Raw genomic sequence first — 24934 nt, 5'->3', positions numbered from 1 at the left:
CTAAAATTTAAAATTGTAGGAGATGAATGGAATTGGTGCGGCGATAAATGAAATTTGAGACGTTTCTAATTGGTTATTGTCAAAAACAGAATTAATCGAAAACGCATTTTTACGACCATACACATTATATAAACCAAAATTCCAGCTTCCTTTCCAGTTCGTTTTAGGATTATCGGTAGGTGTATATGTAAACGAGATGTCTGCTCTATGGGTATTCGGGATTCTAAAAGCGTTTCTATCAGAATACGTAATGAATGCATCTCCATCGATAATCAACCTACCATTAGCCTCGGTGATGGGTCTTCCTGTTTGATAGGTAAAAAAAGCTCCAACTTCCCACTTTTTAGATAATTTATAATTTGCCGTAAGATTGAATATATGAGGTCTATCAAAATTCGAAGGAAAATAAGTGTTTCTATTAATCTGTTCTGAGGAGAAATTGCTTTTTGTTTTCCGTTTTGATACAGAATAGGTGTAGTTTACATTTCCAGTTAGTTTTCCTTTGTTCTTATGAGCGGCAAATTCTAGTCCATAAGAAAAACCTTTAGCGGCCACTAATTCAGTTTCTAAATTATCAAAGACTCCTAATCGAGCACCATTTTTATAAACTATTATATCATCAAATGTTTTGTAGTATCCCTCTATCGAAAAATTATAATTTTGATCCTTGGTGTCATAGGCATATCCGGCAGAAAATTGATTTACTTTTAAGGGAGCAATATGCTCACCAGATGGTTTCCAACTATCGTTTGGTAATGTTATCGTTTGTCTATTGATGGAATGGACGTATTGAAAAATTCTATTATATCCTATTTTAAAAGCTTTTCGATCATTAATATCATATTTTACAGACATGCGTGGTTCAAGTCCAAAATAAGTTTTCGATATCTCATTATTCTTTACCCTTCTGTTTCCTACAATTGAGTTTTGTGTTTGCGCAAGATTAGGGTCGTAGATAGCAATGTTTTCTTCCCCAAAATTTGCAAACCAAGAATATCTTAAACCGGTCTGTAATGATAATTTATTCCATTGTTTTTGAATACTATAATAGGCGGCGAGTTCTAACGCTTTTTCTTTGTCCAGAACTTGTTTGCCTGCTGTACCAGTAATTTTGGGAACGAATTGATATAAGTTGCCAGAAAGCCCAAATCGCATTTGGGTATTAGGATTTAAATAATAAGTAAAATCAGGTTTAAAAATCCAATTCTCAATAGATCTCTCAACAGTTTCTTCAATGTTTTCCTCAATTTCTTCTTCCCGAAGATCTTCTCTTTGCCCTAATGAGAAATCATATTTACTATAAATACCTGTTATATTAGAAAATAATCTATTTGAAAAAGTGTGATTCCATCGTATAGTAGTGGTAGTGTTTGTCCATCCTAGGTCCAAATCAGTATCAAATCCACCTTCTCCATTTTCTTCTTCTTGATTAAATTTTAAGACATCTGCAGCAAAAATACCTGAGACATATAACCTATTATTTTTATTGATATTCCAGCTAAGTTTTGTGTTTAAATCATAAAAATGAAATTTATCGACAGCCTCGTTACCTTTAAATAAAGGAAAAAATACATCAAAATAAGAACGTCTTCCAGAAGCTAAAAAACTTATTTTATCCTTTTTAATAGGACCTTCTATTGTTAATTTAGAAAACAATAATCCCAATCCACCTTCTCCTTTAATTCTCTTTAAACTTCCATTTTTTTGTCGAATTTCTAATACTGATGATGCTCTTCCTCCAAAGCGAGCCGGTATTTCGCCTTTATATAATTTTAATATTTTAACTGCATCTGCATTGAAAATGGAAAATAATCCAAACAAATGAGAGGTGTTATACAAAGGTGCTTCGTCTAGTAGAATTAAATTTTGATCCACATTTCCACCTCTTACATTAAAACCACTGGTTCCCTCACCAATACTACTGATACCTGGTTGAGTTAAAACTGCTCGTGAAATATCTGGTTCTCCTAAAAGAGATGGTAATTTCTTAATTTCTGAAGTTGTTAAATTGGTAGTTCCTCCTAAAATTGGTGCTACCTGACTTTTGTTATTCTGATTTGTCTGTATTATTACCTCGTCTAATTCATTTGAGGATGGCCTAAGCTCTATCTTTATGCTCAAATCATTGTTTAACTGAATATCTAAGGTTTTAGTGGAATAGCCTAAATAAGAAATCTCCAAAAGATAGCCTCCTTTAGGTAACGTTATAGAATAAAAGCCATATTCATTGGTAAATACTCCGTTGTTATTATTTTTGATAATAATACTGGCACCCAAAAGTGTTTCGCCTGTATTCGAATCTCTAACAATCCCGCTAATAGTATAATCATCATCTTGTTTTTTAGCTTTAGAAAGAATAATGTGATTTTTCTTAATTTCATAAGAAATTCTAGTATCCTTAAAAAGCAACTCGAGCGTTTCGGTTATATCTTTTTTTATAACAGTTATACTAAAATTTTGATTGACATCGATTACGTCATTGCTAAATATAAAAGCGTAAGACGTTTGTGTTTCAATTTTATTGATAATTGATTGTAAAGAACTATTTTCTTCTTCTAGTGTAACATTTTTTTGAGAAAACCCATTGAATCCCAAGAGTTGAAAACAAAAAACCAAATAAAAAAAGAAAGATAATTTCATTAAAAAAGAGGGTTTTCCATAACTATTTTTTGGCCATGAAATGACCCCAAAATGGTATATTTTCATACATTTGAATATTGTTAATTAATACTGATTTCGCGATTAGAATTTTTTAACTTTTATAGTGGGAAAATGCCAGTTTTCCCACTTTTTTTATTTTATTATCCACTCATTTGTTTTCGTATTTAGTTGATATGTAAAGCTTTTTGAAATTGTAAGTATTTCAAAAATTTCATTTATAGGAGTTGTATTGTCGAAAGCCCCAGTAAATCTAGCAGTGGCAATGTTTTCATTTTTAAAGAGTATTGAGGTGCCAAAATGCGCTTTTAAGTCGACTGCTATTTCTCTAAAGGTTTTATTTTCGAATTGTATTTTCCCTTCTTTCCAGGCAATATGGGATTCATTAGTGCCCATATTAGATTTTAGGACTTCTTTAGTTTTCTTATAGAAGGTTACTTTTTGATTTGGAATTAAGAATACACTTTCTTTGAACTGAGTATTGGAAGTAACGGCTACTTTACCAGTTAATAGCTTTGTTTCTGTAATTGCACTATCTGTATATGATTTTACATTAAAACTGGTGCCCAAAGCTTTTACGGTGATATGATTCGCTGTAGTTACAGTAAATGGGTGTAAGGTATCTTTAGCTACCTCAAAAAATGCTTCTCCTTCTAGATATAAAGTTCTTGGATCTTCTGAGTTATAGGATAGATTACTAGAAGCATTTAGCCATACAATAGAACCATCTGATAGTTTGATGTTTTTTTGTTCACCAAAAGTTGTTTGCACAACTATTTGATTCTTATTGGAGGATAAGGTATTGTAGAAATATACTCCAGAAATGAGTATAACAAATATAGCCGCATACTTTAGCATTTCTTTCCAAACTACTGTTTTGGGTTTCACTGTAATAAAAAAACGTTTTTTGGCTTCTTCAACAGAAGGGTCTTTCGTAGCAGTATGGTTATGGATGGTTGTTATTTTGGTAAATAGTGCTTTATCAAAATCGGGAGAGTTTTTCCATTTTTCTACTTTTAGAATAGTATTATCATCCGCGGTTTGCGAAATATATTCCCAAAGTTCAGTTTCTGTAATTTTAAAATGCTCCATACCCAAAAGGTGTTAATTAGATATAAGACGTTTGCGGAGCAGGGGTACCCTATTAAATTTTGATTATTTTTTATAAATAATCTTTTAAGCCTTTCTTAAATGCTGCTAAGGCTTTTGAAATATGGAGTTCTACAGTTTTTATAGAAATACCTTTTTTTTGGGAAATTTCTTTGTAGGTGAAACCTTTATCTCTTGATAATTTAAAAATATCTGTTGTTTTTTGTTCCAAAGTAGTATAGATATTTTCGATGCGCTCTAGCAATTCCCATTGTTTATCAATCTCAGTTTCTATAGTAGTATGGAGCGCATATACATTTGTATGTTTCTCTCTAGTTCTTTTCTTTCTATAAGAATCGATGATTTTATTTTTTAGTGTGGTAATTAAAAACGATTCTATAGAACGTTCGGATTGGTTAATACGCTCAAAGTTTTCCCAAAGCTTTATAAATGTTTCTTGTACTAACTCTTCAGAAAGGTCGGTTTCTTCTAAAACTTTTAAAGCGTAATTGTACAATCTGTTATAGTGCTTGTCAAACAAATTGGAGAATTTAGCTTCTTTGGTAGAATTCGATGTAGTTTTTTTATCCAAATATTTTAATAAAGAGAGATTACTAAATTATATAAAAAAACGCTCAAAACTAATTACTGTTGCACTTTACTTCGTGTTCATAATCTTTTAGTGATTAAAAGTGTTATGTATACTATTTAAAAGGGTTTTTAGAAAGTTTTAGATCGTGTGATTTTGCTAATAAGTATTATAGGATAGGTGTATTGTGATCTTTTTGTGAAAAACCGTAATATACTTTTAAATAACTCTTACGCTATCATTAATTCAAGATTAATTAGCTCCTTTATATTCTTACGACGTCTTTTTTTATCCGAAATACGTCATAAATATACTTTTGTTTGATTCTAAATTTGTCAAGCTTATTTAGACCAAATAAAAATAATATGCTCCTCGACACACAAACCAATCTTGCTTTTGATCAAAAAGTTGATCATTTTTTCGATCCTCAATCCAAATATAGCTATGAAGAATATATGCATAAAGCGCTGCAATATGTAAAGTCTTTTTTGGATAGAGATCATTTTTATCCAGGAGAAGTATCTGACTTTCGGGAAAAGAAAGATTTACTCTCTCCAAACGCGAATGAAACCTTATCAGTGGATCAGGCTCTTAATGAAATTAAAGAATTGTATCTCGATCATACCATTGCTTTTCATCATCCTAACTATGTTGCGCATCTTAATTGCCCTGTATTGCTTCCCGCTTTGGTTGGTGATTTAATCGCTTCATCCGTAAATACGGCCGTAGAAACTTGGGATCAAAGTATTTCTGGAACGTATATAGAACAGGAAATGATTCGATGGATTTGTGATAAAATGAACTTACCATCTACTGCTGATGGTGTTTTTACCAGTGGTGGAACCCAATCCAATTTTATGGCCTTGTTATTAGCACGAGATAATTATGCGTTTAAACATTTTGGATTGAATCTAAAGGAGAATGGTTGGTCAGATGTAGTTTCTAAATTTCGTTTTTTCTGTTCGGATAAAGCTCATTTTAGTATTAGAAAAAATGCTGCTCTTATGGGCATGGGATACAATTCGGTGATTCCTGTGGCTACGGATGAAAAGATGAAAATGGAGGCAGATGCGTTAGTACAAGCTATTGAAAAAGAAAAACAAATAGGAAATATACCTATTGCTATTGTAGCTACCGCAGGAACCACCGATTTTGGTAGTTTTGACCCTTTGGATACCATTGCAAAAATCGCTAATGAATATGATATTTGGTTCCATGTGGATGGCGCTTATGGTGGTAGTTATGTACTCACTGAAACACATCGCCATCTTTTAGAAGGAATTAAACATGCGGATTCTGTTACTATTGATTTTCATAAAACAATGTTTCAACCTGTTTGTTCTAGTGCTTTCTTAGTTAGAGATACAGAACACTTTAAGTATGTTTCATATTACGCGGATTATCTAAATCCATTAGAACATAGAGATGAAAAACATCCTAATCTGATAGAAAAATCAATCCAAACTACTAGACGATTTGATGCGTTGAAACTCTGGTTTACCTTAAAAATGACTGGAGAAAAAAATATAGGAGCATTTTTAGAAAAAGTACATTATCTAGCATTAGATCTTTATCATAGCGTTAGAGATGATATCTATTTTGAAATGGCTCATAAACCAGAGCTAAGTACATTAGTTTTTCGATATAAAGTTCCAGGTGTATCGTCAGATGCATTTCTTGATAAAACGAATCTTTATATTAAAAATACCTTGTTTAAATCGGGTCAAGCTTCTATAGCGAGCACAAAATTTAATGGAAAAACATATCTAAAATTTACATTATTAAATCCTAAAAGTACCATTGATGATCTGTTAAATATCATTCAGATGATTAAGGAAACAGGTAAGACTTACAATAGCGAAAAGCACAATTAAAAATAGAAAGCATAATGACGAAAGAAGAAAAGATACTTGATTTTATTGGGATTGGAGTAGGTCCTATGAATTTAGGACTAGCATGTTTGTCCGAGCCAATTACAGAGTTAGATGGACTGTTTTTAGATAGGAAAGAAAAATTTGACTGGCATCCAGGTATGATGCTTCAGGATACTACATTACAGATCCCTTTTATGGCAGATTTAGTAACCTTAGCAGATCCTACAAATCCATACAGTTTTCTAAATTATATCAAGGAACAAGGAAGAATCTATTCCTTTTATATTAGAGAAAATTTTCTTTTACTAAGAAATGAATACAATCAGTATTGTCGTTGGGCAATTGATAAATTATCTGATGTTCAATTTGGGACCGAAGTGGTTGAGATTGCGTATAATGAAAAGGAGCAATATTATACTGTTCTTTCGGAATGTACAAAAACTAATAAACGTAAAGTTCATAAAGCTAGAAGACTTGTTTTGGGAACCGGAACAAGTCCGTATATACCCAGTTGTTGTAATTCTTTAAAAGAAGATGCGATTCATTCTAGTTCTTATTTGCCAAATAAGAAGAAGTTACAATCCAAAAAATCTATTACAGTTTTTGGCAGTGGTCAGAGTGCTGCAGAGATTTTTTATGATCTCTTACAAGAAATAGATGAAAAAGGATATGAATTGAATTGGATTACGAGATCGCCAAGATTCTTTCCGTTAGAATATTCAAAACTTACTTTAGAGATGACGTCTCCCGAGTACGTAGATTATTTTTATAACCTTCCTAATCATAAACGTAATGAGTTGATTAAGAATCAAAAGCATTTATACAAAGGGATCAATCAAGATTTGATTGCTGATATATTTGATTTGATATATACGAAACGATTGCTCACGGATGTCAAAGTAAATTTAAGAACAAATTCAGAGTTACAGAATGCGGTTTATGATGATACTTTGGACACCTTTTATCTAGAAATTCATCAGCATGAACAAGATAAATACTATCGTCATAGAACAGAAGGACTAGTATTGGCTACAGGATATCAATATCAAAAACCAACATTTGTCGATGGGATTAGTGATCGAATTCGATGGGATGAAAAAGGTAGATATGATGTACATCGTAATTATGCTATTGATCAATTGGGGTGTGAGATATTTGTACAAAATGCCGAACTACATACACACGGATTTGTAACTCCCGATTTAGGTATGGCAGCTTATCGCAATTCATATATCATCAAAGAATTAACAGGCACAGATTATTACGCTATAGAAAAGAGAGTTGCATTCCAGCAGTTTGATGTGTTAGAAGAAGAGGAAATTATGATAGAAACTCCAACTACCTAACAAAAATTCTAATGAAGAACTTTTTGATCATAATGACCTTAGTAGCTGTAGTAAGTGATTATTTATTACATCCTTTTTATCCTCAATTTTTCGAAGCTCGATTCGGGGTAACAAATCCAGAATTGGTAGGTTATTATTTTGCTGCGATATGCTTTATGGTGATGATTTCGTTTCCTTTTTGGGCATATGTTTCCAAAAAAATAACAGAGCTAAATATTCTTATATACACACAGTTTGTGGCAGGAATATTGGCTTTATGTTGTTATACAACTACATCATATGTTAACTTCTGGATCATTTCTTTAATGATGATCTTATTTAAAGGAAGCTATTTACTAGTATATCCGTATATCCTAAAAATAATCACTAAAAAAGAACATCCTAAAACCATTGGTTTATTATCCGTAGTGGTACATCTTGGTGGAATATTAGGAGCAGTGATAGGAGGTGCTACTGTAGATTTAATTGATGCTAGCTACATTTTTGTGATTATGGCGATTGGAGATTTTATACAAATGGGTATGAGTGCTTATTTATTAAGAAGTAACAAATACAATACAGCCAAAACCTTGGAACCGGAAGGGTCTATTAAACAGAACTCAAAAATGATTCCTAGAGGTTTTATTCTCAAAATTGGATTGATTACTATGATTTTGTATTTCAGTGATTTTTTGATAAGACCATTTTTTGCAACTTATTGGGAAAGCATTTCAGTATATAATACTACACTAGTATCAGGAACAGTATATGCAATACCTGGTTTTGTAGCGCTGATTGCTTTATGGATAAATACGAAGAGAAAAGAAACAAATAATGTATGGCAACAGATGGTGCCAATATTATTAATAGGTATTACTGGATTATTTCTTCAAGGGCTTTCTACAGAAATAACAGTAATAATAGGTAGAATAATTTATGGTTGGGCAATTTTTCAAGGAGTTGTAAAATTTGATGTATTGCTCTTTAAATTTAGTACACCAGATTCTTATGCTATGGATTATAGTAAGGTACATTTTTTTCAAAACCTAGGAGTGTTGCTATCGTCTTTTTCTGTGGGGCTACTAGTAGATAATTATGGATTGAGAATTCCATTTTTGGTTGCTTTAGGTGGTTTTAGTATCACTTTATTGCTGTATTATTTAATTTTTAAAGTTGCTCCAAAACTCACTTCTAAACAATTAGTTAAGTCATAAGAAATTCTGAATGGAAAAAACAGCCAATAACATACAGCATCAGTATCATAAAATCTATTCAAAAAGCTTTTCTGATTTTGGGACCATAGAGATACGACCTTTTAGGATATCTGAAGACAGCGAGATATTGCACAAATGGGTAAATATGGACTATGCTATTTTTTGGGGAATGCAAGGGTACGATTTACAACAGGTACGACAAGAATATATAAAATTGATGGAGCCGGAACATTATGATGTTTTTGTAGGTGTTTTTAAAGGTAAACCGGTTTTTGTATTAGAAAGATATAATCCCAAAGAAGATATTATAAGTACACTCTATAGCGTGGAAAAAGGAGACTGTGGGATTCATATCATCGTTGCTCCGCCACGTGTTAAGATCCCAAATTTTACATGGTATTTATTTACGGCTATAATGGATTTTGTGTTTAAAGATTCCTCCGTAAATAGAATCCTAGTAGAACCTGATATCCGTAATAAAAAGATGTTTGCATTATGTCAGCGGATAGGTTTTCAGCTCGATAAAATTATAGAACTCCCAAATAAGACTGCTCAAATAGCATTTTTAGACAAAAAACAATATCAAGATTTTACATCAATTTCAAAAATTAATAAAAGAAGTGCTATGAATACTTTAGATAATGCTGTTTCGCCCCAACAATCGATAGCTCATTTACAACCCGAAGTTTGGGTTAAAGTAAATACTCTTTTTGTAACCAAAGCAATTTGCGAATTTAGTCATGAACTTCTGATCACACCAGTTGTTCTAGAAAAATTAAAGGACGGTTGGAATAGTTATATTTTAAAATCAGATAATCCTACCATTCAATATCAATTTAACGCAAAACCATTAGCGTTAAACCATTTATATATTGAATCAGGATCGATCAAAAAATATGAAGAAAGTGAATCCGTTGTCATAGACGGTGTTTTATTTATAAAGGAGTTTAGAAAACAGCTCGGTATTAAGGATACGCAAATGCCATTATATCTAGAAGAGATCATTAGTACCTTATATGGGAGCGCATTTAAATTTTTAAAAGGTAATCCAACTTCAGAGGAGCTAGCGATCGCCGATTTTCAAACTATTGAACAGTCCATGACAGAGGGACATCCTGGTTTTGTTGCTAATAATGGCCGTATAGGTTTTGATAGTAGTGATTATAGGTCGTATGCTCCCGAAGCTGGTAATTCTTTTTCATTAATATGGTTGGCAGGTCATAAAAGCAGAGCTGTATATGCAGCAACCGAGGTATTATCTTATGATACTTTAATACAGCAAGAATTAGATAATGAGACGATAACATCTTTTGAGACGATTATAAAAAATAAAGGTTTTGATCCGGAAGATTACTTCTTTATTCCTATGCATCCATGGCAATGGTTTAATAAATTAGCTAATATATTTTCGCCAGAACTTGCTACCGGAAACCTAATATGTTTAGGATATGGTCCGGATCAATACCTTGCTCAACAATCTATTAGAACATTATTCAATAAAACGAATCCTAAAAAATTCTATACCAAAACAGCGCTTTCAATTCTAAATATGGGGTTTATGCGCGGGCTTCCGCTGTATTATCTTGGGACTGCTCCTAAAATGGCAGTTTGGTTAGAAGAGTTACTTTATAATGACTCTTATATTCAGGAAACGGGTTTTAGGATGCTAAGTGAGATTGCTTCGATAAGTTATGTGAACCCTTATTTTGAAGAGTTTGGTCCTCACAACGATTATAATAAGATGTTAGCATCCCTTTGGAGAGAAAGCCCCATTGCCAATGTAAATGGAAACCAACAAGCCATGACTATGGCAGCATTGCTGCATGTAGATCAAAATGGAGAAGCTTTATTACCAAAAATTATTGAAAAATCTAGTCTAACTATAACGGATTGGTTGCGTTTATATTTAAAAGCATATTTAAGCCCACTATTGCATTGTTTTTATCATTTTGACCTGGTTTTTATGCCTCATGGAGAGAACATTATCATAGTATTAGAAGATCAAATTCCTGTAAAATCTTTCTTAAAAGATATTACGGAAGAAGCTTGTATTCTAAATCCAGAAGTTGAGCTGCCAGATCATTTAAAACGCATGTATGCTCCAGTTCCAGAAGATGTAAAATTACTTTCAATTTTCACTGATATATTCGACGGTTTTTTCCGATTTATGTCTCATATTTTAGTTGCACATGCTAATTTCAAAGAAGAAGAATTTTGGAAAGTGGTTGCAGATGTAATTCAAGAATATCAGGATCGTTATCCAGAAAAAGAAGCAAAATTTAAGCAATATGATTTATTTGCTCCAGAATTTCAATTGTCTTGTTTAAATAGATTACAACTAAATAATCACAAACAAATGATTGATTTAGATGACCCTGTAGCATTGCTTCAGTTTGCTGGTAAACTAGAGAATCCCATTGCTGCTTTTAGAAAAGATTTAGTAGGTACAACTTCATAATTAAACGAGCATTATGGAAAATACTGAAATCTCACAAAACATAGTTTTTTCAAGAACAATTGAAAATTTTGGAACTATACATTTACGCCATTTAGATTTTGATTATGATATTTCTACTATTCATAAATGGGTAACAAAAGAGTATGCTACATATTGGGGTATGCTAGAAAGTTCTATAGAAGAAGTACGCTCAGAATATTCGGCGCTAGTTTCCAGAAAAGACTATGATGTTTTTATAGGTGTATATAATGGAGTTCCCATCTTTTTAATGGAAAAGTACAAAGCAGCAACAGATAGGATTTCTGACTATTATTCTGCTAAAGATACTGATTACGGCATGCATATTTTGGTAGCGCCATCAGATTATAAAATCACTGGATTTACCTGGAATGTATTTACTACAGTTCTTGAATATTTCTTTGAATTACCGGATGTAGAAAGAATAGTGGTAGAGCCAGATGTTAGAAATCAAAAGATTCATACCCTTAATAAAAAAGCTGGGTTTGTATACCAAAAAGAAATCGAATTACCGGAAAAAACTGCAGCATTAGCTTTTTGTGAACCAGAAGATTATAAAAAAGCCAAAAATGCTTTTAGAGAAAAAATAAAACCAATGACCAACTTAAATATATCTGATTCATTAAGAGTATCTCACGCTCACCTTAATCCATCTAACTGGAAAAGTGTAAATAGAGCTCTTGTAAGCAAAGCAATTAGCGAATTTTCACACGAATTACTTTTTAAACCTCAACAAGAGACAAATAACCAAAAGTGGAATAAATATGTGCTAATTGCCGATACTCCTGGAATAACATATGAATTTACTGCGCAAAAATATAAGCTTGATCATTGGGATATTGATAAAAGCTCTATTATTAAAAAAGTAAATGATATTCAGGTTCCAATCGATGCATTAACGTTTATCGTAGAGTTTGTGTATACCTTAGAAATACCAAAACATTTACTTCCTGTATACTTAGAAGAAATATCTAGTACATTATCCGGTGCTGCGTATAAGAAAGGTCATCATTCATTTTCATCAAGCGAACTAGTAGATAGCTCTTTCCAGGTCATAGAGCATGCAATGACAGAAGGACATCCTTGTTTTGTTGCAAATAACGGAAGAATAGGTTTTGATGGTCAGGATTATTTGCAATATGCTCCAGAAACCAATTTACCTTTTAAAATATATTGGTTAGCGGGTCATAAAAGTAAAACCACTTTTACTTCTGTACACAAATTTGAATACAAATCTTTAATGCGAAAAGAGTTAGGGGTTCAGTTAATTTCAAAATTTAATACCAAATTGGAATCCTTAGGATTAGATACCAGTTCTTATATTTTTATTCCTGTACATCCTTGGCAATGGAATAATAAAATACTTCAGGTATTTGCTGCCGATATTGCGAATCAAAATTTGGTATTCTTAGGTGAAGGTGATGACTATTTCTCTGCTCAGCAATCAATTAGGACACTTTACAATAAAAGCAATCCTGAGAAAATGTATACCAAAACGGCTTTGTCTATTCTAAATATGGGATTTATGAGAGGACTTTCTCCTTCTTATATGAAGAGCACACCACATATTACGGAATGGATAACGGATTTATTAGGTAAGGATGTATATCTAAAGCAAAAAGGTTTCACTATGTTAGGAGAAGTTGCTACCGTTGGTTTCCAGAACACTTTCTATGAAGTGTTAGGAAAAACAAATGCTCATAATAAGATGCTATCAGCTTTATGGAGAGAAAGTCCGCATGCAAAAATAAAGAAGAGTCAACAATTAATGACAATGGCTGCATTGCTTCATTTGGATGGAGATGGTGATTCATTTATAGGAGCATTAATCAAAGCTTCTGTTTGTGATGTCAGTAGTTGGGTCAAAAGATACTTGGACGCATATTTATCACCATTACTACACTGTTTTTATACATATGGGTTTGTTTTTATGCCACACGGAGAAAATATCATTATGGTGTTGGAGAATCATATTCCGGTAAAAATCTTAATGAAAGATATCACAGAAGAAGTGATTGTTTTTAATGAGAAACCGGAATTACCAGAAAAAGTAAAACGATTATATACAGAAACTTCTGATACAATGAAAATATTATCAATCTTTACAGATGTTTTTGATTGCATTTTTAGATTTCTAACTCCGATTTTAGAAAGAGATCTTCAGTATGCTGAGAATGATTTTTGGCAAGAAGTAGCCTTATGTATTTATTCATATCAAACGGAACATCCAGAATTACAATCAAAGTTTGATCGATATGACCTCTTTGTATCAGAGTTTGATAGGTGTTGCTTAAATAGATTACAACTGAAAAACACTCAACAAATGTTGAATCTAACGGATCCCATGGCAAGCTTAATTCTAGAGGGAACACTAGAAAACCCTATTGCTAAGTTTAAGAAAATAAATTTAAATAATCGAAAGTCTGAACTTATTGAAGATAACTAATATTCATAAAAAAATATTTTATGTCAACTATAAAACCAAGTAGAATTTTAGCCATAGATTTTGGAAGAGGATTTAGCGTTATTGCTATGATTATGGTTCATACATTGTGGATTCATGCTAGACAAGATGTACAATCCGATACTTTTCTAGGACATTTTATTCATTTTGTAGGAAGAGGTACACCAGTTTTTTTGATAACAATGGGAGTATCTTTTATGATATCAAGGAATCAAGATATAAAAAGCGCGGTAAAAAGAGGTATAACGATTCTGGGAGTAGCTTATTTAATGAATTTTCTCAAGTTTTTAGCACCTATACTTGTAGGGTTAATGCCTGATAGTTTTATAGCCGCTTACGGATGGGAAATACCCTTGAATTTAGAAGAATACACATATTTATTATTAACAGGTGATATATTACAATTAGCTGGAATATCATTGATTGTATTAGCACTGATCAGAGCATATTTAAAAAATAAATTTATCCTATTAGGGCTAGCTGTTTTAATAGCATTCATATCTCCAGAATTAAGAGGCTTTCAATCAGAAATATTCGGGTTAAACTATATAACTCAATTGTTATGGAGTGATGGTTATTGGGTTTATTTTCCTGTTTTTCCTTGGATATCATTTATATTATTAGGGATGTTTTTTGGGAAATGGTATGTGGAAAAAGGATATAATCAAAATGAGTTATTTAAACGAATGGGTATCGTAGGATTACTATTTATTGCAGCTGGAGCCCCATTGGTATTTATGAATGAAGCATATCATTTTAATGATTTTTTTCATTTAGGACCTGGAGGAGTAATTTATCTCGCTGGATGGAACTTTTCTGTGTTGTCAATATTCCATTGGATATTATCGAAAACCAAAGACAATTTCTTATATAAAACTTTCTATTATTGTAGTAAACATGTAACATCATTATATGTGATCCAATGGGTTTTGATTTGTTGGGGAATGGTGATTTTTGGTTTTCAAAGTAAAAGTGAACTCGGTACAATACTATTAATGCCAATATTTATGGGATTAACATTTGTAATTCACTTCTCCGTGGGTAAAATCAGGAATATTTATAGGTCAGGTAAAACAATTCCTAAAGGAAGATTGACATCATAGAAATAGAATGACTACTAGAGAACTGAATTTTCAGTTCTCTAGATTACTACGATACTTTTTTGGAGTAGTTCCTTCTATTTTTTTAAATGCTGCAGTAAAATGTGTAGAGTTTTTATAACCAACTAATTCTGATATCTCATAAATGGGTTTTTTGCTATGTAACAGGAGTTGCCTTGCTTTTTCCATTCGTAATTTGGTAGCATATTCAAAAATTGTTTTGCCAAATAAAGCTTTAAATTCTTTTTTTAATATAAAATCATTTAATCCAATTTCTCTGGATAACTGATGAATTGAATATTGAACAGAAAGATCTGAAGAAATCATATGCTGCACTTGGTATAGCTTTTTTACTAAATTATCAATGGGAGGAATGTTATTAGTTATAATATTAGTAGTTGCAGTGTCTATTTTTAAAGTTACTAATTCAAGGACTTTAGATTCTAAAAATAATCGTTTTAACAACCCTTTCCTTTGATCCGACAAAATTTCGGAAAGAATATTTTGAGTTTTTGAACATAATGGTTTTAAAAATTTGCTTTGTAGTTTTAACAAAGAATGTTTTTCTAAGATATTATATTCTTCATCTAGTTTATGCCTTTTTATAAAATCTGTACTCATTCTAATTTTAACTTCCTTAAGCCGCTTTCTTTTGTGATATGAGATAGAACCTTTTATATTTTCTAGATACAATAGATAACACTCTTGACTTTCGTAGATTAGATCTTTAGTTATTCCTTCAATTTTAATGATCTGCTCGCCTTCAATCAGGAAGGACATTTCTAAGAAATTGTCATAAAGCTTACCTTCTACTATTAGATTTTTTTCTAATAATACATCATAGATAGTAATAGATAGACCTTCAAACTTATGTGTCTGATAATAACCTATACCATATTGAGGTAAGAATTGGAATTTTTTAGTAATAATTCCGCAACGTTCGCCAGAACCTATTAGCTCTGTAACAGTAGATAAGCTAACTGTTTTTTTAGGGTCTTGTATTTCGGTTTTAATTGACGTCTTTTCGCGTCTTTTTTTATCCATAATGCGTCATTTTTCTCTTCCCTTAGATACTAATTTTGCACTTTAAATTTATTTAGACTAATTATAAATAATAAATATTTAGGTCGCAAAAATAAATAAAAAAATGTTACAGTCAGTGGTTATTTTAAAAAGAAAAAATAGTGTCTTTTTGATGCTTTTGATTACTCTATTTTGTCAGAGTCAAGAGGCAATAAAAGGTGTCATTGTGGATCAGAATTCTAATCCGATACCCGAAGCAGCTATCCAAGTAGTAGAATTAGAAAACGTAGGCGTAATTACTAATTTTGATGGAGAATTTACCCTTTCGCTTCCAGAAGGAACATATACACTAAAAACTAGTTTTATTGGTTTTCAAACTCGTTTCTATAAGATTACTACGAATGCTTCTAAGGAACAATATATCCGTATTGTTTTAAAACAAAATGTAGAAGAATTAAATGATGTAATTGTTAAAGGGAAAACTGCTGCTCAAAAGGTAAAAGAAAAGGCTTTTGAAGTGGAAGTTATAGAAACCAAAGGATTAAAAAATAGTAGTGTAGATATCAATGCTATTTTAACAACGATACCAGGAGTAAATGTTCGTCAAAGAGGAGGATTAGGGGCTGCGTTTGATTTCTCTTTAAATGGATTATCAGGGAAGCAAGTAAAGTTTTTTATCGATGGTATTCCAATAGAGAATTTTGGGAGCTCTTTATCTCTAAATAATTTTCCTGCTACACTCGTAGAAAGAGCAGAAGTTTTTAAAGGCGTAGTTCCGATACATTTAGGAGCAGATGCACTAGGCGGTGCAGTTAATATTATTACTAATCAACGTAAAAAGGATTTTCTTGATGTGTCTTATGATATAGGATCTTTTAATACACATCGTGCTACTATAAATGGACAACATTATAATAAAAATGGATGGATGTTTCAGTTGTCCTCATTTTATAATTATTCTGATAATAACTATACTATTGATGATATTGATGTTAGGGATGAATTAGGAAATGATACCGGTATCCGCAGAGATAATGTAGAAAGATTTCATGATGCATATAATTCTCAGATGATACGGATACAAACTGGATTAGTTGATAGATCATACGCAGATAGATTGATTTTAGGTTTTACTGCATCTGCAAACGAAAACGAAATACAGCACCCTATTGATCCGCAGAATCCATTTGGGGAAGTATTTACTGAAAATGATATTATTTCGGGATCTATTGAGTTTGAAAAAAACAATCTTTTTAATGAAAAGTTGAAACTAAAAATTTATGGTGCTCTAACAGAAAATAATGAAAGGGTCGTAGATACTTCTTCTAGGAAATATGATTGGTTTGGAAATTTTATAGAACGAGGAGATCAAACGCTGGGAGAATTTGAAGCCAGTAAGACATTATTTAAGTTTAAAGATAACCTACATTTAATAAACGCATTAGCCACATACACCTTTAATGACGTACATTCTCTAAGCGCTAACTATACCAAAAATTATATTCGCCGTAGAGGAGAAGATGATGCCAGAACCGGAAGAATTGCATTTCGGGACCCTCATATAGTTAATAAAAATATACTTGGTCTTTCTTACGATATTGATCTTTTAGATACACGATGGCGTACTTCTTTTTTTTCTAAAGGATATCTTCTAAACTCAGAAGGAATTTTGGAAGACCTATTTACCAATGTAGAAGAAGATCGGTTTACCAGGTTCGAAAATACTTTTGAAGAACTGGGATATGGCTTTGCTACTACTTATAAAATCCTTGATAATTTTCAGATTAAAGGATCTTTTGAAAAAACATTTAGAATTCCTGAAGGTTATGAGGTATTTGGGGATGGATTTTTATTGAAATCTAATCCAGCGTTATTACCAGAAGAAAGTTACAACGCCAATCTAGGAGCTCTTTTTAATACAGATATTAATGGGTTAAAACTTCAGATTGATACCAATGTATTTTTTAGAGAATCTGAGAATTTTATAGCTATTAGATCCGAAGGAATCTTTTCTAGATACTTCAATACTGCTGATGCTAGAAGTACAGGTGTAGAAGGAGAAATAAGAATGTTGTATGATGCATTCTTTTTGGATCTGAATGCCACCTATCAAAACATCATTGATAGAAATGCTGGAGAAAATGCAGGTGTTGATTTTTTGAAAAATCAACGAATAGCAAATATTCCATATGTATTTGGAAATGCTCGTATTGGAGGTAAATTCAATAATGTACTTGCTGTAAATGATCAGTTAAACGTTTCCTGGAACACCTATTATGTGCATGATTACCCGCTTACCTCTTTTGTAGAAGGAAATCCAGAAGATAGAGATATTATTCCCGAACAAATTTCGCATAATGTAGAGCTTGGATATTCATTTAATGAAGGGCGTTACAACATTGCTGTTTCGGCCAGGAATATCTTGGATGCAAAAATTTATGACAATTTCGAAATACAACAACCCGGAAGAGCCTTTTATGTAAAACTACGATACTATATATCAAATTAAATATTAAACATCAAAAATCATATAAAATGAAAACAATAAAATGGATAAAAAATGTAATGCTACTTTTAGCAATAACCGCAATGGTTATATCATGTAGCAGTGATGATAATGGAGATACACCTATTGATCCGGATCCGGATCCAATTGCGGTATCTAAATATGTTGTAGGATTTGAGGCATTTCCTGTTGGAGATGCAAGTCCTGTGGATTATATTTTGGAATTACCATCATTAGAATCTTTAACAACCGGTGAAATTTCGGTAGAAGGTCAAGGAATTCCATTAAAAGGTTGGAGATTTTTCCACGGAGCAGGTAATACGATATTTACCGCGGGATATTCTGATGATGATACTTGTATTGCTTATCATTTAAATGAAGAGGGAACATTAGAAGAAAAAGCAAATTTTGCTTTTCAATCTACACTAGATAATTATGCAGCATTAGACGAGAACACATTATTGGCTGTGGAATTAACGTATGGAGGGCTTTCTGATAAACGTTTTCATATTGTAAATGCCGAGACGGGTTTATTAGAAAAGATTGAAGAACACCCTGTAGATATCGATATGGGTGATGGAACTGTAGCGAATCCAGGATCTACTCCTTGGGTGACCGGTATGGTACTTAGAGATGGAAAGTTATTTGTTTCATATCATAAGTGGTTGGCTGATGGTTCTTTTATTACTCCAGATGTAGATCGTGCTTATGTGGCAGTATTTAACTATCCAGAGTTCGAATTAGAAAAAATAATTGAAGATGATAGAACCAGTCCAATTGGAGTAAACGGTCATAGTACAGGTATTGGACAAACAGAAAATGGAGATATTTATTCTTTCTCTACATCTGCATTGAGTGCTGGTTTTACTGCAGCTTCAAAGCCTTCGGGGATTTTAAGAATTAACAATGGAACCACTGAGTTTGATTCAAGTTATTTCTTTAATGTAGAAGAAGCTATTAATGGCGGAAAGTTGTTCTGGATGGATTATGTCGGTAACGGAAAGGCAATTGCAAGAATAATTGTAGATGACACTAATGGAGCTGGAGAATGGGGTGCATTCTTTAAAAAAGATGTATTTAAAATGGTAGTAATAGATTTAATAAACCAAACTGTTACGGATATAGCTGGAGTGCCAACTCACGGTCATCGATATACGTCTCCTATGTTTGTAGAAGATGGCAAAGCGTATATTAGTAGTTCTACTGATACAGATACGTATGTGTATATAGTAGATCCTGAAACCGCAACTGCAACACAAGGTGCTAAAGTTCTTGGACTAGGACTTAAAGGAATCTTTAAAATTAGTAATTAACTCAATTAGACTCTATGTAAATATGGGTTCTGAGAAATTTCAAAAACTTTTGTTCTGATGCTTATACCCCCATTTGAAGCTCAGAAAGATCAAAGTCAAATTAATAAGTAGTTGTGTTTTATTTAGTGACTTTGTTCAGAGTAAAAGGACTAAGTAGAGGTTTTTCAGACCCATGCATTTAATAAATCCATAAATGACAAGAAAAAAAAGAAATAATAGACGTAAAAGAATTTTACAACTTCATAAAATACTTGGATTAGTTACAGGTGTAGTGCTTTTTATTGTTTCTGTTACTGGTTGTCTATGGGTTTTTAAAGAAGAAATAGAAAGTTTTTATGATGATCATAAATATGTTACTCCTCAAGATCAAGAGTTCTTAGAGGCCTCTATGATTAAAGAATTAGCAGAAAACGTGATTCCTAAAAAGACGATTCATGGGGTTATCTATGGGAAACCAGATGAAGCGATTGAGGTTGTTTTTTATGAAGCAGAACCAGAGATATTTTATCAAAGTGTTTTTTTAAATCCATATTCTGGCGAGTTCATTAAAAGAATAGATAATGATGCAGGTTTTTTTGGATTTATATTAAAAGGACATTTACGACTATGGTTACCTGATGCTATCGGCTCTAGAGTGGTTTCTTATTCCGTATTGCTTTTTTTGATTATTATCATAAGTGGTCTTTTTCTTTGGTGGCCACGAAATAAGAAGAATTGGAAACAAAGATTAAAATTTGATTGGAATAAAAAAACCAGATGGAAAAGGAAAAATTTTGACCTCCATACAGTAACAGGGTTTTATATCTCATCGTTTGGTTTGATATTAGCTTTTACTGGATGTGTGATGGCTTTTAACTGGTTTTATTTTATAGCTTATAAAGCTACAGGTGGCGATAAAGACCCTCGGTTTGTGATTCCAGAGAGCGAACAAGCAATAGTATCCAAGGAAACTACTGGTTTTGAATATGATAAGTTGATTCCTATTTTACAACGTAGCTATAAAGATGCGCATAGTTTTGAATTACATTATCCAGAAAATGATTCTACTTCAATTCTTGTTGAGGTTAGTAATTCAGAAGGATTGTATTATAATATGGATTATCTGTTTTTTGATCAAAATACTTTAGAAGAAATAGAAACAAATAGTATTTATGGTAAATATAAAAACACCAATTTTGCAGATAAAGTAATTCGAATGAATTATGATATCCATATTGGGGCCATAGGAGGAATAGTGGGCAAGATCATTGCCTTTTTAGTGAGCTTAATTTGTGCATCATTACCTGTTAGTGGGATTTTGCTCTGGTATGGTAGAAAGTATAAAGCCAAAACCAGAAACGAGCTTCCTAGAAAACTAGTTAGTGTGAAATAGTCGTTATGATTGTTTAGAGATCATATACCAAAGTTAAATTTTTTATGTATCCAAAAAAGGTGACCTAAACACATAGATCACCTTTTTTTATAATTTAGAGAGGATTTTTATTTATCTAAAGCAAGTGCTGGCTCTTCAGTAGTTGTTTTAACTTCAAACTGATTACTCGTGTTTTTCTCACCACCAGCTTTCAGAGCTTTTTCACCAGCAAAGAACGTTTTATGGTCATCTCCTAAATCTGAGCCTGCCATACGTTGGTGTTTTACACACGATACTCCTTTTCGTATTTCCTGACGTTGAACAGAATCTACATATTCTAACATTCCTCTATCTCCAAAATACCCTGCTACAAGATCATTCATATGTAGTGCAGTCGTATGATATGTTGGTAATGTAATTAGGTGATGAAATACCCCAGCATCACGAGATGCTTCTGCTTGGAACATACGAATCATTTCATCTGCTCTTTTAGATAACTCGGTATTGTCATATTTTACATCCATCAATTCTTCGCGATTATAAGCTGATGTGTCTTCTCCCGCTGCGGTCATAAGATCAAATGCTTGTTGGCGGAAATTGATTGTCCAATTAAAAGATGGCGAATTATTGTAAACTAATTTAGCATTTGGCACCTTTTCCTTTACGCGATTTACCATATGAGCAATTTGTTTAACATTTGGAGTTGGTGTCTCTATCCACAATAAATCTGCACCATTCTCTAAACTTGTAATACAATCTAATACAACACGATCAATATTTGAGCCTTCTTTAAATTTATATAAACCATTAGGTAATCTCACTGGGCGAACTAATTTACCATCACGTTTAAATAATACATCATTTTCATTTACTTCGGTAATTAGAACTTCTTCCGCCTCAACAAAATCCATATATTGAGAAGCTAGATCACCTTCTTCCATTGATACAGGTAATTTTTGTGTTAAACCAGCACCTTCGGAATCTGTTCTTGCTACAATTACACCTTCTTCTACACCTAATTCTAAGAAAGCATATCTAAGTGCATTTAGCTTAGCGATAAAATCTTCGTGCGGAACTGTAACTTTACCATCTTGGTGACCACATTGTTTAGCATCGGATACTTGGTTCTCTATTTGTAGTGCACAAGCTCCTGCTTCGATCATTTTTTTGGCTAATAGGTATGTTGCTTCTTCATTACCAAAACCTGCATCAATGTCTGCAATGATTGGTACAACATGTGTTTCAAAATTGTCAATCTCATTCTGCACATCTTCTCCTTGATCTAAACGACGAAAAAGATCGTTTAATTCTACGGCATCTGCTTGACGTAAAAAGGTATAGATTTCTTCAATCAACTTAGGAACCGAAGTTTTTTCGTGCATAGATTGATCTGGTAAAGGTCCTAATTCAGAACGTAATGCAGCAACCATCCAACCAGAAAGATATAAATATGTTTTATCGGTAGTGCCTTTATGTTTCTTTACAGCGATCATTTTTTGTTGGGCAACAAAACCATGCCAACAACCTAATGATTGTGTATATTTTACACTGTTAGCGTCATATTCAGCCATATCTTTACGCATAATAGAGGCTGTATATCTGGCAACATCTAATCCTGTTTTAAATCTATTTTGTATAGCAATACGCGCTGCATTTTCTGGGCTTATGGTTGCCCAAGTACTTCCGTGTTTAGCTTTTAGAGTACGTACCGTATCAAGTGCCGAATTATAAGTAGTCATAATGTAATGTTTTATATTTTATTTTAAGGATAAAGTCTTTATTTTGAGTTGTTTGTTTTTTGTAGGCTGTAGACGTACGAATTGTAATCAATCGTGTTATTAATAGCCCAATTGGTAACCAGTGTTTTAGTTTTTACTTGAGATTTCATCTTCTTAGATCTTTTAATTAATAATTCGAATTCTAATTGCTACTTCGTAGCGTCTACCAGATTCCTTTTTTAGTAATACGATTTACTATTTGTTGTAAATTAATTACAGGACAATATTATAAAAAAGTTTTTGATTAAAAAAGCGAACGTTCGCTAAAAATATTAAAATTATAAAATTTTAATAGTTCGCAATATGCCTTATTGATTTATTTTAGCACCTATTAAACGATGTTGTTTTTTGATTTAATTAATTGATAATCAAATATTAAAACTTGTATCCTTGTGCAAATATGGAGGTGCTTTTATAATTAAAATATGACTTTAATTAATTTTTTAAGACGATGGGATGTTTTAGAAATGATATGAGTTTTTTATGTTTTCTGAAAAATTAAGCGGCTTTTTTCGTAATGGTTTACTAAAAAAATTCATAAGTTTTGAGATTAGTTATGAGTTGTTTTACATCTAAATTTTAGGAGCTTTATTTTTTGATCACTAATAATTACACATTAATACTAGTAAAATATATCAGGTTATAGGTCAAGAACATAAACCTAAGATGTTTGATTTTCAATAGAAATTTGATTTTCAAAAATTAAAATGGTCTATTATTTCACAATAAAAGGGTAAAACAATAACTTGAATATGGCATAGCCGCATTGCGTCAATGTTTTATAAAATATTTACCGATTTAAATGATTTTTAATGGGAAAAAGCAATCTTGTTTTTTATATATTTGAGAAGCACAATATTACTTATTAATAAACTAACGTAATGATACTACTACTATTCCCCTCTCCCCAAAATACGTGTTCAGATATTCTAAGATCTATGGTTTTTAGACAACACTTTGTTAGGTAGCTTCTTTCTATAAGGATAGAAAGCTATTTGTTTTCAGTGATGTTGTAAAAAAAAGAGTCTAGTGATTTTTACTTCAGAGTGTAGTTTAATATGGTTGTTTCGAAATTTAGATATATAATTATTACTAATAGTTATAATCTAAATTAGTAAATGTATAGATCATTAGTGTTAAACTTATTTTGAAATTAATCACTTATAATTTTATAAATGAAATAGTTGAAACATGGCTATTATCAAAAATAATGAAACAGCGGAAATAGTATGTTTAAATACACAACATACTTTTGGGAGAAACCAAAACACTGCTCATACGTATATTCCTGAAAAAGATATTTCTCAATCGCACGCATTAATATCTTGGCGAGGTAGTAATTGGTATATACAAGATCATAGTAGAAATGGTACTATAGTAAATGGGGAGTATATAAATAATACAGCTATAAAACTAGCACAAGGCTTTAAGATTCAATTTGGCGAAAATACTTCAACCTTATGGGTAATAGTAAACCTCGATCCTCCATCTAGTTATCTCAAATCGTTAAAAAATAAAAATAAAATAATAGAACTTACTACAGGTCATGCATTTCCTAATGAAGAAGAACCTGAAGTTCTTATTTATCCAGAAGATGCAGCATGGAAATTAGAGAAAAATGGAGTGATTGACAATTTGGTTCAAAACAGAATTTATGTATTTGATAATGAGGAATATGTTTTTGTAGAAAATCAAGTATTAGAGGATACTATGGATAATGGACATATAGTTAATAATGCTTATTTCCAGTTTGTTCTCAGTTCGGATGAGGAGCATATCCGTATTAAGATAATTACGCAAAACTTAGAATTAGATTTAGGAGAAAGAGTTCATAATTATATTTTATTATCACTTGCCCGTAAAAGATTAATTGATGTAGATAACGGTTATGTTTATGGAGACCAAGGTTGGATGGCTATTGATGATTTATTAAGTGATATGAGTAAGGAATTTGGTAAAGAATTAGATACCTATTATTTAAATCTAAAAATTTATAGAATCAGAAAATTATTATTAGAAACGAAACCTTATGGATATCTTTTTGCGAATAGTATCGAAAGGCGATATGGTGAAATTCGGTTTGCTCACAGATTTTTTCAAATTTTAAAAGAAGAACGATGCATTGGTGAGGTGCTCGCAATAGCCAATTAAAACAAAAGATTTATATATAAAAT

The 24934-nt window shown here is 31.9% G+C and carries 15 protein-coding genes; 10 read left to right on the top strand and 5 right to left on the bottom strand.

Annotation, left to right across the window (positions count from 1 at the left end; genetic code table 11):
* From D1815_RS13515 to D1815_RS13505, 3 genes are all read right to left on the bottom strand, one after another.
* Complete coding sequence (locus D1815_RS13515) at positions 1 to 2706, bottom strand: TonB-dependent receptor (RefSeq protein WP_118387576.1); 2706 nt, start codon at positions 2704 to 2706, stop codon at positions 1 to 3.
* Between the two features lie 87 nt (positions 2707 to 2793).
* Positions 2794 to 3750: a FecR family protein gene (locus tag D1815_RS13510; RefSeq protein ID WP_118387574.1), complete on the bottom strand. Its 957-nt coding sequence runs from the start codon at positions 3748 to 3750 to the stop codon at positions 2794 to 2796.
* 70 nt (positions 3751 to 3820) lie between these two features.
* Positions 3821 to 4339, bottom strand: coding sequence for an RNA polymerase sigma factor (locus tag D1815_RS13505; RefSeq protein ID WP_118387572.1), 519 nt, complete (start codon positions 4337 to 4339; stop codon positions 3821 to 3823).
* A 362-nt stretch (positions 4340 to 4701) separates the two neighbouring features.
* Between D1815_RS13505 and D1815_RS13500 the strand changes: the two genes are divergently transcribed.
* Genes D1815_RS13500 through D1815_RS13475 form a run of 6 tightly spaced genes read left to right on the top strand, consistent with a single transcriptional unit; the run spans position 4702 to position 14792 of the window.
* On the top strand, positions 4702 to 6210 hold the full coding sequence (locus tag D1815_RS13500; RefSeq protein WP_118387569.1) for an aspartate aminotransferase family protein: 1509 nt from the start codon (positions 4702 to 4704) through the stop codon (positions 6208 to 6210).
* Positions 6211 to 6224: 14 nt separating this feature from the next.
* On the top strand, positions 6225 to 7556 hold the full coding sequence (locus D1815_RS13495; protein ID WP_199726738.1) for a lysine N(6)-hydroxylase/L-ornithine N(5)-oxygenase family protein: 1332 nt from the start codon (positions 6225 to 6227) through the stop codon (positions 7554 to 7556).
* A gap of 11 nt (positions 7557 to 7567) precedes the next feature.
* A complete protein-coding gene (locus D1815_RS13490; RefSeq protein ID WP_233557583.1) occupies positions 7568 to 8749 on the top strand; it encodes an MFS transporter in 1182 nt (393 codons plus the stop codon).
* 10 nt (positions 8750 to 8759) lie between these two features.
* Positions 8760 to 11207, top strand: coding sequence for a GNAT family N-acetyltransferase (locus D1815_RS13485; RefSeq protein WP_233557585.1), 2448 nt, complete (start codon positions 8760 to 8762; stop codon positions 11205 to 11207).
* 13 nt (positions 11208 to 11220) lie between these two features.
* Complete coding sequence (locus D1815_RS13480; RefSeq protein WP_118387562.1) at positions 11221 to 13671, top strand: GNAT family N-acetyltransferase; 2451 nt, start codon at positions 11221 to 11223, stop codon at positions 13669 to 13671.
* A 20-nt stretch (positions 13672 to 13691) separates the two neighbouring features.
* Positions 13692 to 14792: a heparan-alpha-glucosaminide N-acetyltransferase domain-containing protein gene (locus D1815_RS13475; RefSeq protein WP_118387560.1), complete on the top strand. Its 1101-nt coding sequence runs from the start codon at positions 13692 to 13694 to the stop codon at positions 14790 to 14792.
* A 30-nt stretch (positions 14793 to 14822) separates the two neighbouring features.
* Here the strand turns inward: D1815_RS13475 and D1815_RS13470 are convergent, their stop codons facing one another.
* The gene (locus D1815_RS13470) at positions 14823 to 15833 is read right to left on the bottom strand and encodes a helix-turn-helix transcriptional regulator (protein ID WP_233557587.1); all 1011 of its coding nucleotides are present in this window, start codon (positions 15831 to 15833) and stop codon (positions 14823 to 14825) included.
* A 103-nt stretch (positions 15834 to 15936) separates the two neighbouring features.
* Here D1815_RS13470 and D1815_RS13465 point away from each other — a divergent pair, with 103 nt between their 5' ends.
* The 3 genes from D1815_RS13465 to D1815_RS13455 all read left to right on the top strand — a co-directional run bounded on the left by D1815_RS13465 (position 15937) and on the right by D1815_RS13455 (position 21003).
* Entirely contained in the window at positions 15937 to 18321 is a 2385-nt protein-coding gene (locus D1815_RS13465) for a TonB-dependent receptor (protein WP_118387555.1), read from the top strand.
* 26 nt (positions 18322 to 18347) lie between these two features.
* Positions 18348 to 19631 carry a DUF4374 domain-containing protein gene (locus D1815_RS13460; protein ID WP_118387553.1) on the top strand — a complete coding sequence of 428 codons (1284 nt, stop codon included), beginning with the start codon at positions 18348 to 18350 and terminating at the stop codon, positions 19629 to 19631.
* Positions 19632 to 19824: 193 nt separating this feature from the next.
* The gene (locus tag D1815_RS13455; RefSeq protein ID WP_035086320.1) at positions 19825 to 21003 is read left to right on the top strand and encodes a PepSY domain-containing protein; all 1179 of its coding nucleotides are present in this window, start codon (positions 19825 to 19827) and stop codon (positions 21001 to 21003) included.
* A gap of 107 nt (positions 21004 to 21110) precedes the next feature.
* Here the strand turns inward: D1815_RS13455 and D1815_RS13450 are convergent, their stop codons facing one another.
* Complete coding sequence (locus D1815_RS13450; RefSeq protein ID WP_118387551.1) at positions 21111 to 22721, bottom strand: isocitrate lyase; 1611 nt, start codon at positions 22719 to 22721, stop codon at positions 21111 to 21113.
* A 1230-nt stretch (positions 22722 to 23951) separates the two neighbouring features.
* Here D1815_RS13450 and D1815_RS13445 point away from each other — a divergent pair.
* Positions 23952 to 24911 carry an FHA domain-containing protein gene (locus D1815_RS13445; protein ID WP_118387549.1) on the top strand — a complete coding sequence of 320 codons (960 nt, stop codon included), beginning with the start codon at positions 23952 to 23954 and terminating at the stop codon, positions 24909 to 24911.
* Positions 24912 to 24934: the final 23 nt, after the last annotated feature.

The sequence above is a fragment of the Aquimarina sp. AD1 genome, from assembly GCF_003443695.1.
In the GTDB taxonomy this organism is placed as follows: Bacteria; Bacteroidota; Bacteroidia; order Flavobacteriales; family Flavobacteriaceae; genus Aquimarina; species Aquimarina latercula.
Note: the sequence above shows the minus strand (reverse complement) of the source record. Positions and strands in the feature narration are given on the sequence as shown.

Excerpts from the sequence above, each read along its gene's own strand:
- D1815_RS13515 (WP_118387576.1), bottom strand. The coding sequence starts at position 2,706 with ATGAAAATATACCATTTTGGGGTCATTTCATGGCCAAAAAATAGTTAT.
- D1815_RS13510 (WP_118387574.1), bottom strand. The coding sequence starts at position 3,750 with ATGGAGCATTTTAAAATTACAGAAACTGAACTTTGGGAATATATTTCG.
- D1815_RS13500 (WP_118387569.1), top strand. The coding sequence starts at position 4,702 with ATGCTCCTCGACACACAAACCAATCTTGCTTTTGATCAAAAAGTTGAT.
- D1815_RS13495 (WP_199726738.1), top strand. The coding sequence starts at position 6,225 with ATGACGAAAGAAGAAAAGATACTTGATTTTATTGGGATTGGAGTAGGT.
- D1815_RS13490 (WP_233557583.1), top strand. The coding sequence starts at position 7,568 with ATGAAGAACTTTTTGATCATAATGACCTTAGTAGCTGTAGTAAGTGAT.
- D1815_RS13485 (WP_233557585.1), top strand. The coding sequence starts at position 8,760 with ATGGAAAAAACAGCCAATAACATACAGCATCAGTATCATAAAATCTAT.
- D1815_RS13480 (WP_118387562.1), top strand. The coding sequence starts at position 11,221 with ATGGAAAATACTGAAATCTCACAAAACATAGTTTTTTCAAGAACAATT.
- D1815_RS13475 (WP_118387560.1), top strand. The coding sequence starts at position 13,692 with ATGTCAACTATAAAACCAAGTAGAATTTTAGCCATAGATTTTGGAAGA.
- D1815_RS13470 (WP_233557587.1), bottom strand. The coding sequence starts at position 15,833 with ATGGATAAAAAAAGACGCGAAAAGACGTCAATTAAAACCGAAATACAA.
- D1815_RS13465 (WP_118387555.1), top strand. The coding sequence starts at position 15,937 with ATGTTACAGTCAGTGGTTATTTTAAAAAGAAAAAATAGTGTCTTTTTG.
- D1815_RS13460 (WP_118387553.1), top strand. The coding sequence starts at position 18,348 with ATGAAAACAATAAAATGGATAAAAAATGTAATGCTACTTTTAGCAATA.
- D1815_RS13455 (WP_035086320.1), top strand. The coding sequence starts at position 19,825 with ATGACAAGAAAAAAAAGAAATAATAGACGTAAAAGAATTTTACAACTT.
- D1815_RS13450 (WP_118387551.1), bottom strand. The coding sequence starts at position 22,721 with ATGACTACTTATAATTCGGCACTTGATACGGTACGTACTCTAAAAGCT.
- D1815_RS13445 (WP_118387549.1), top strand. The coding sequence starts at position 23,952 with ATGGCTATTATCAAAAATAATGAAACAGCGGAAATAGTATGTTTAAAT.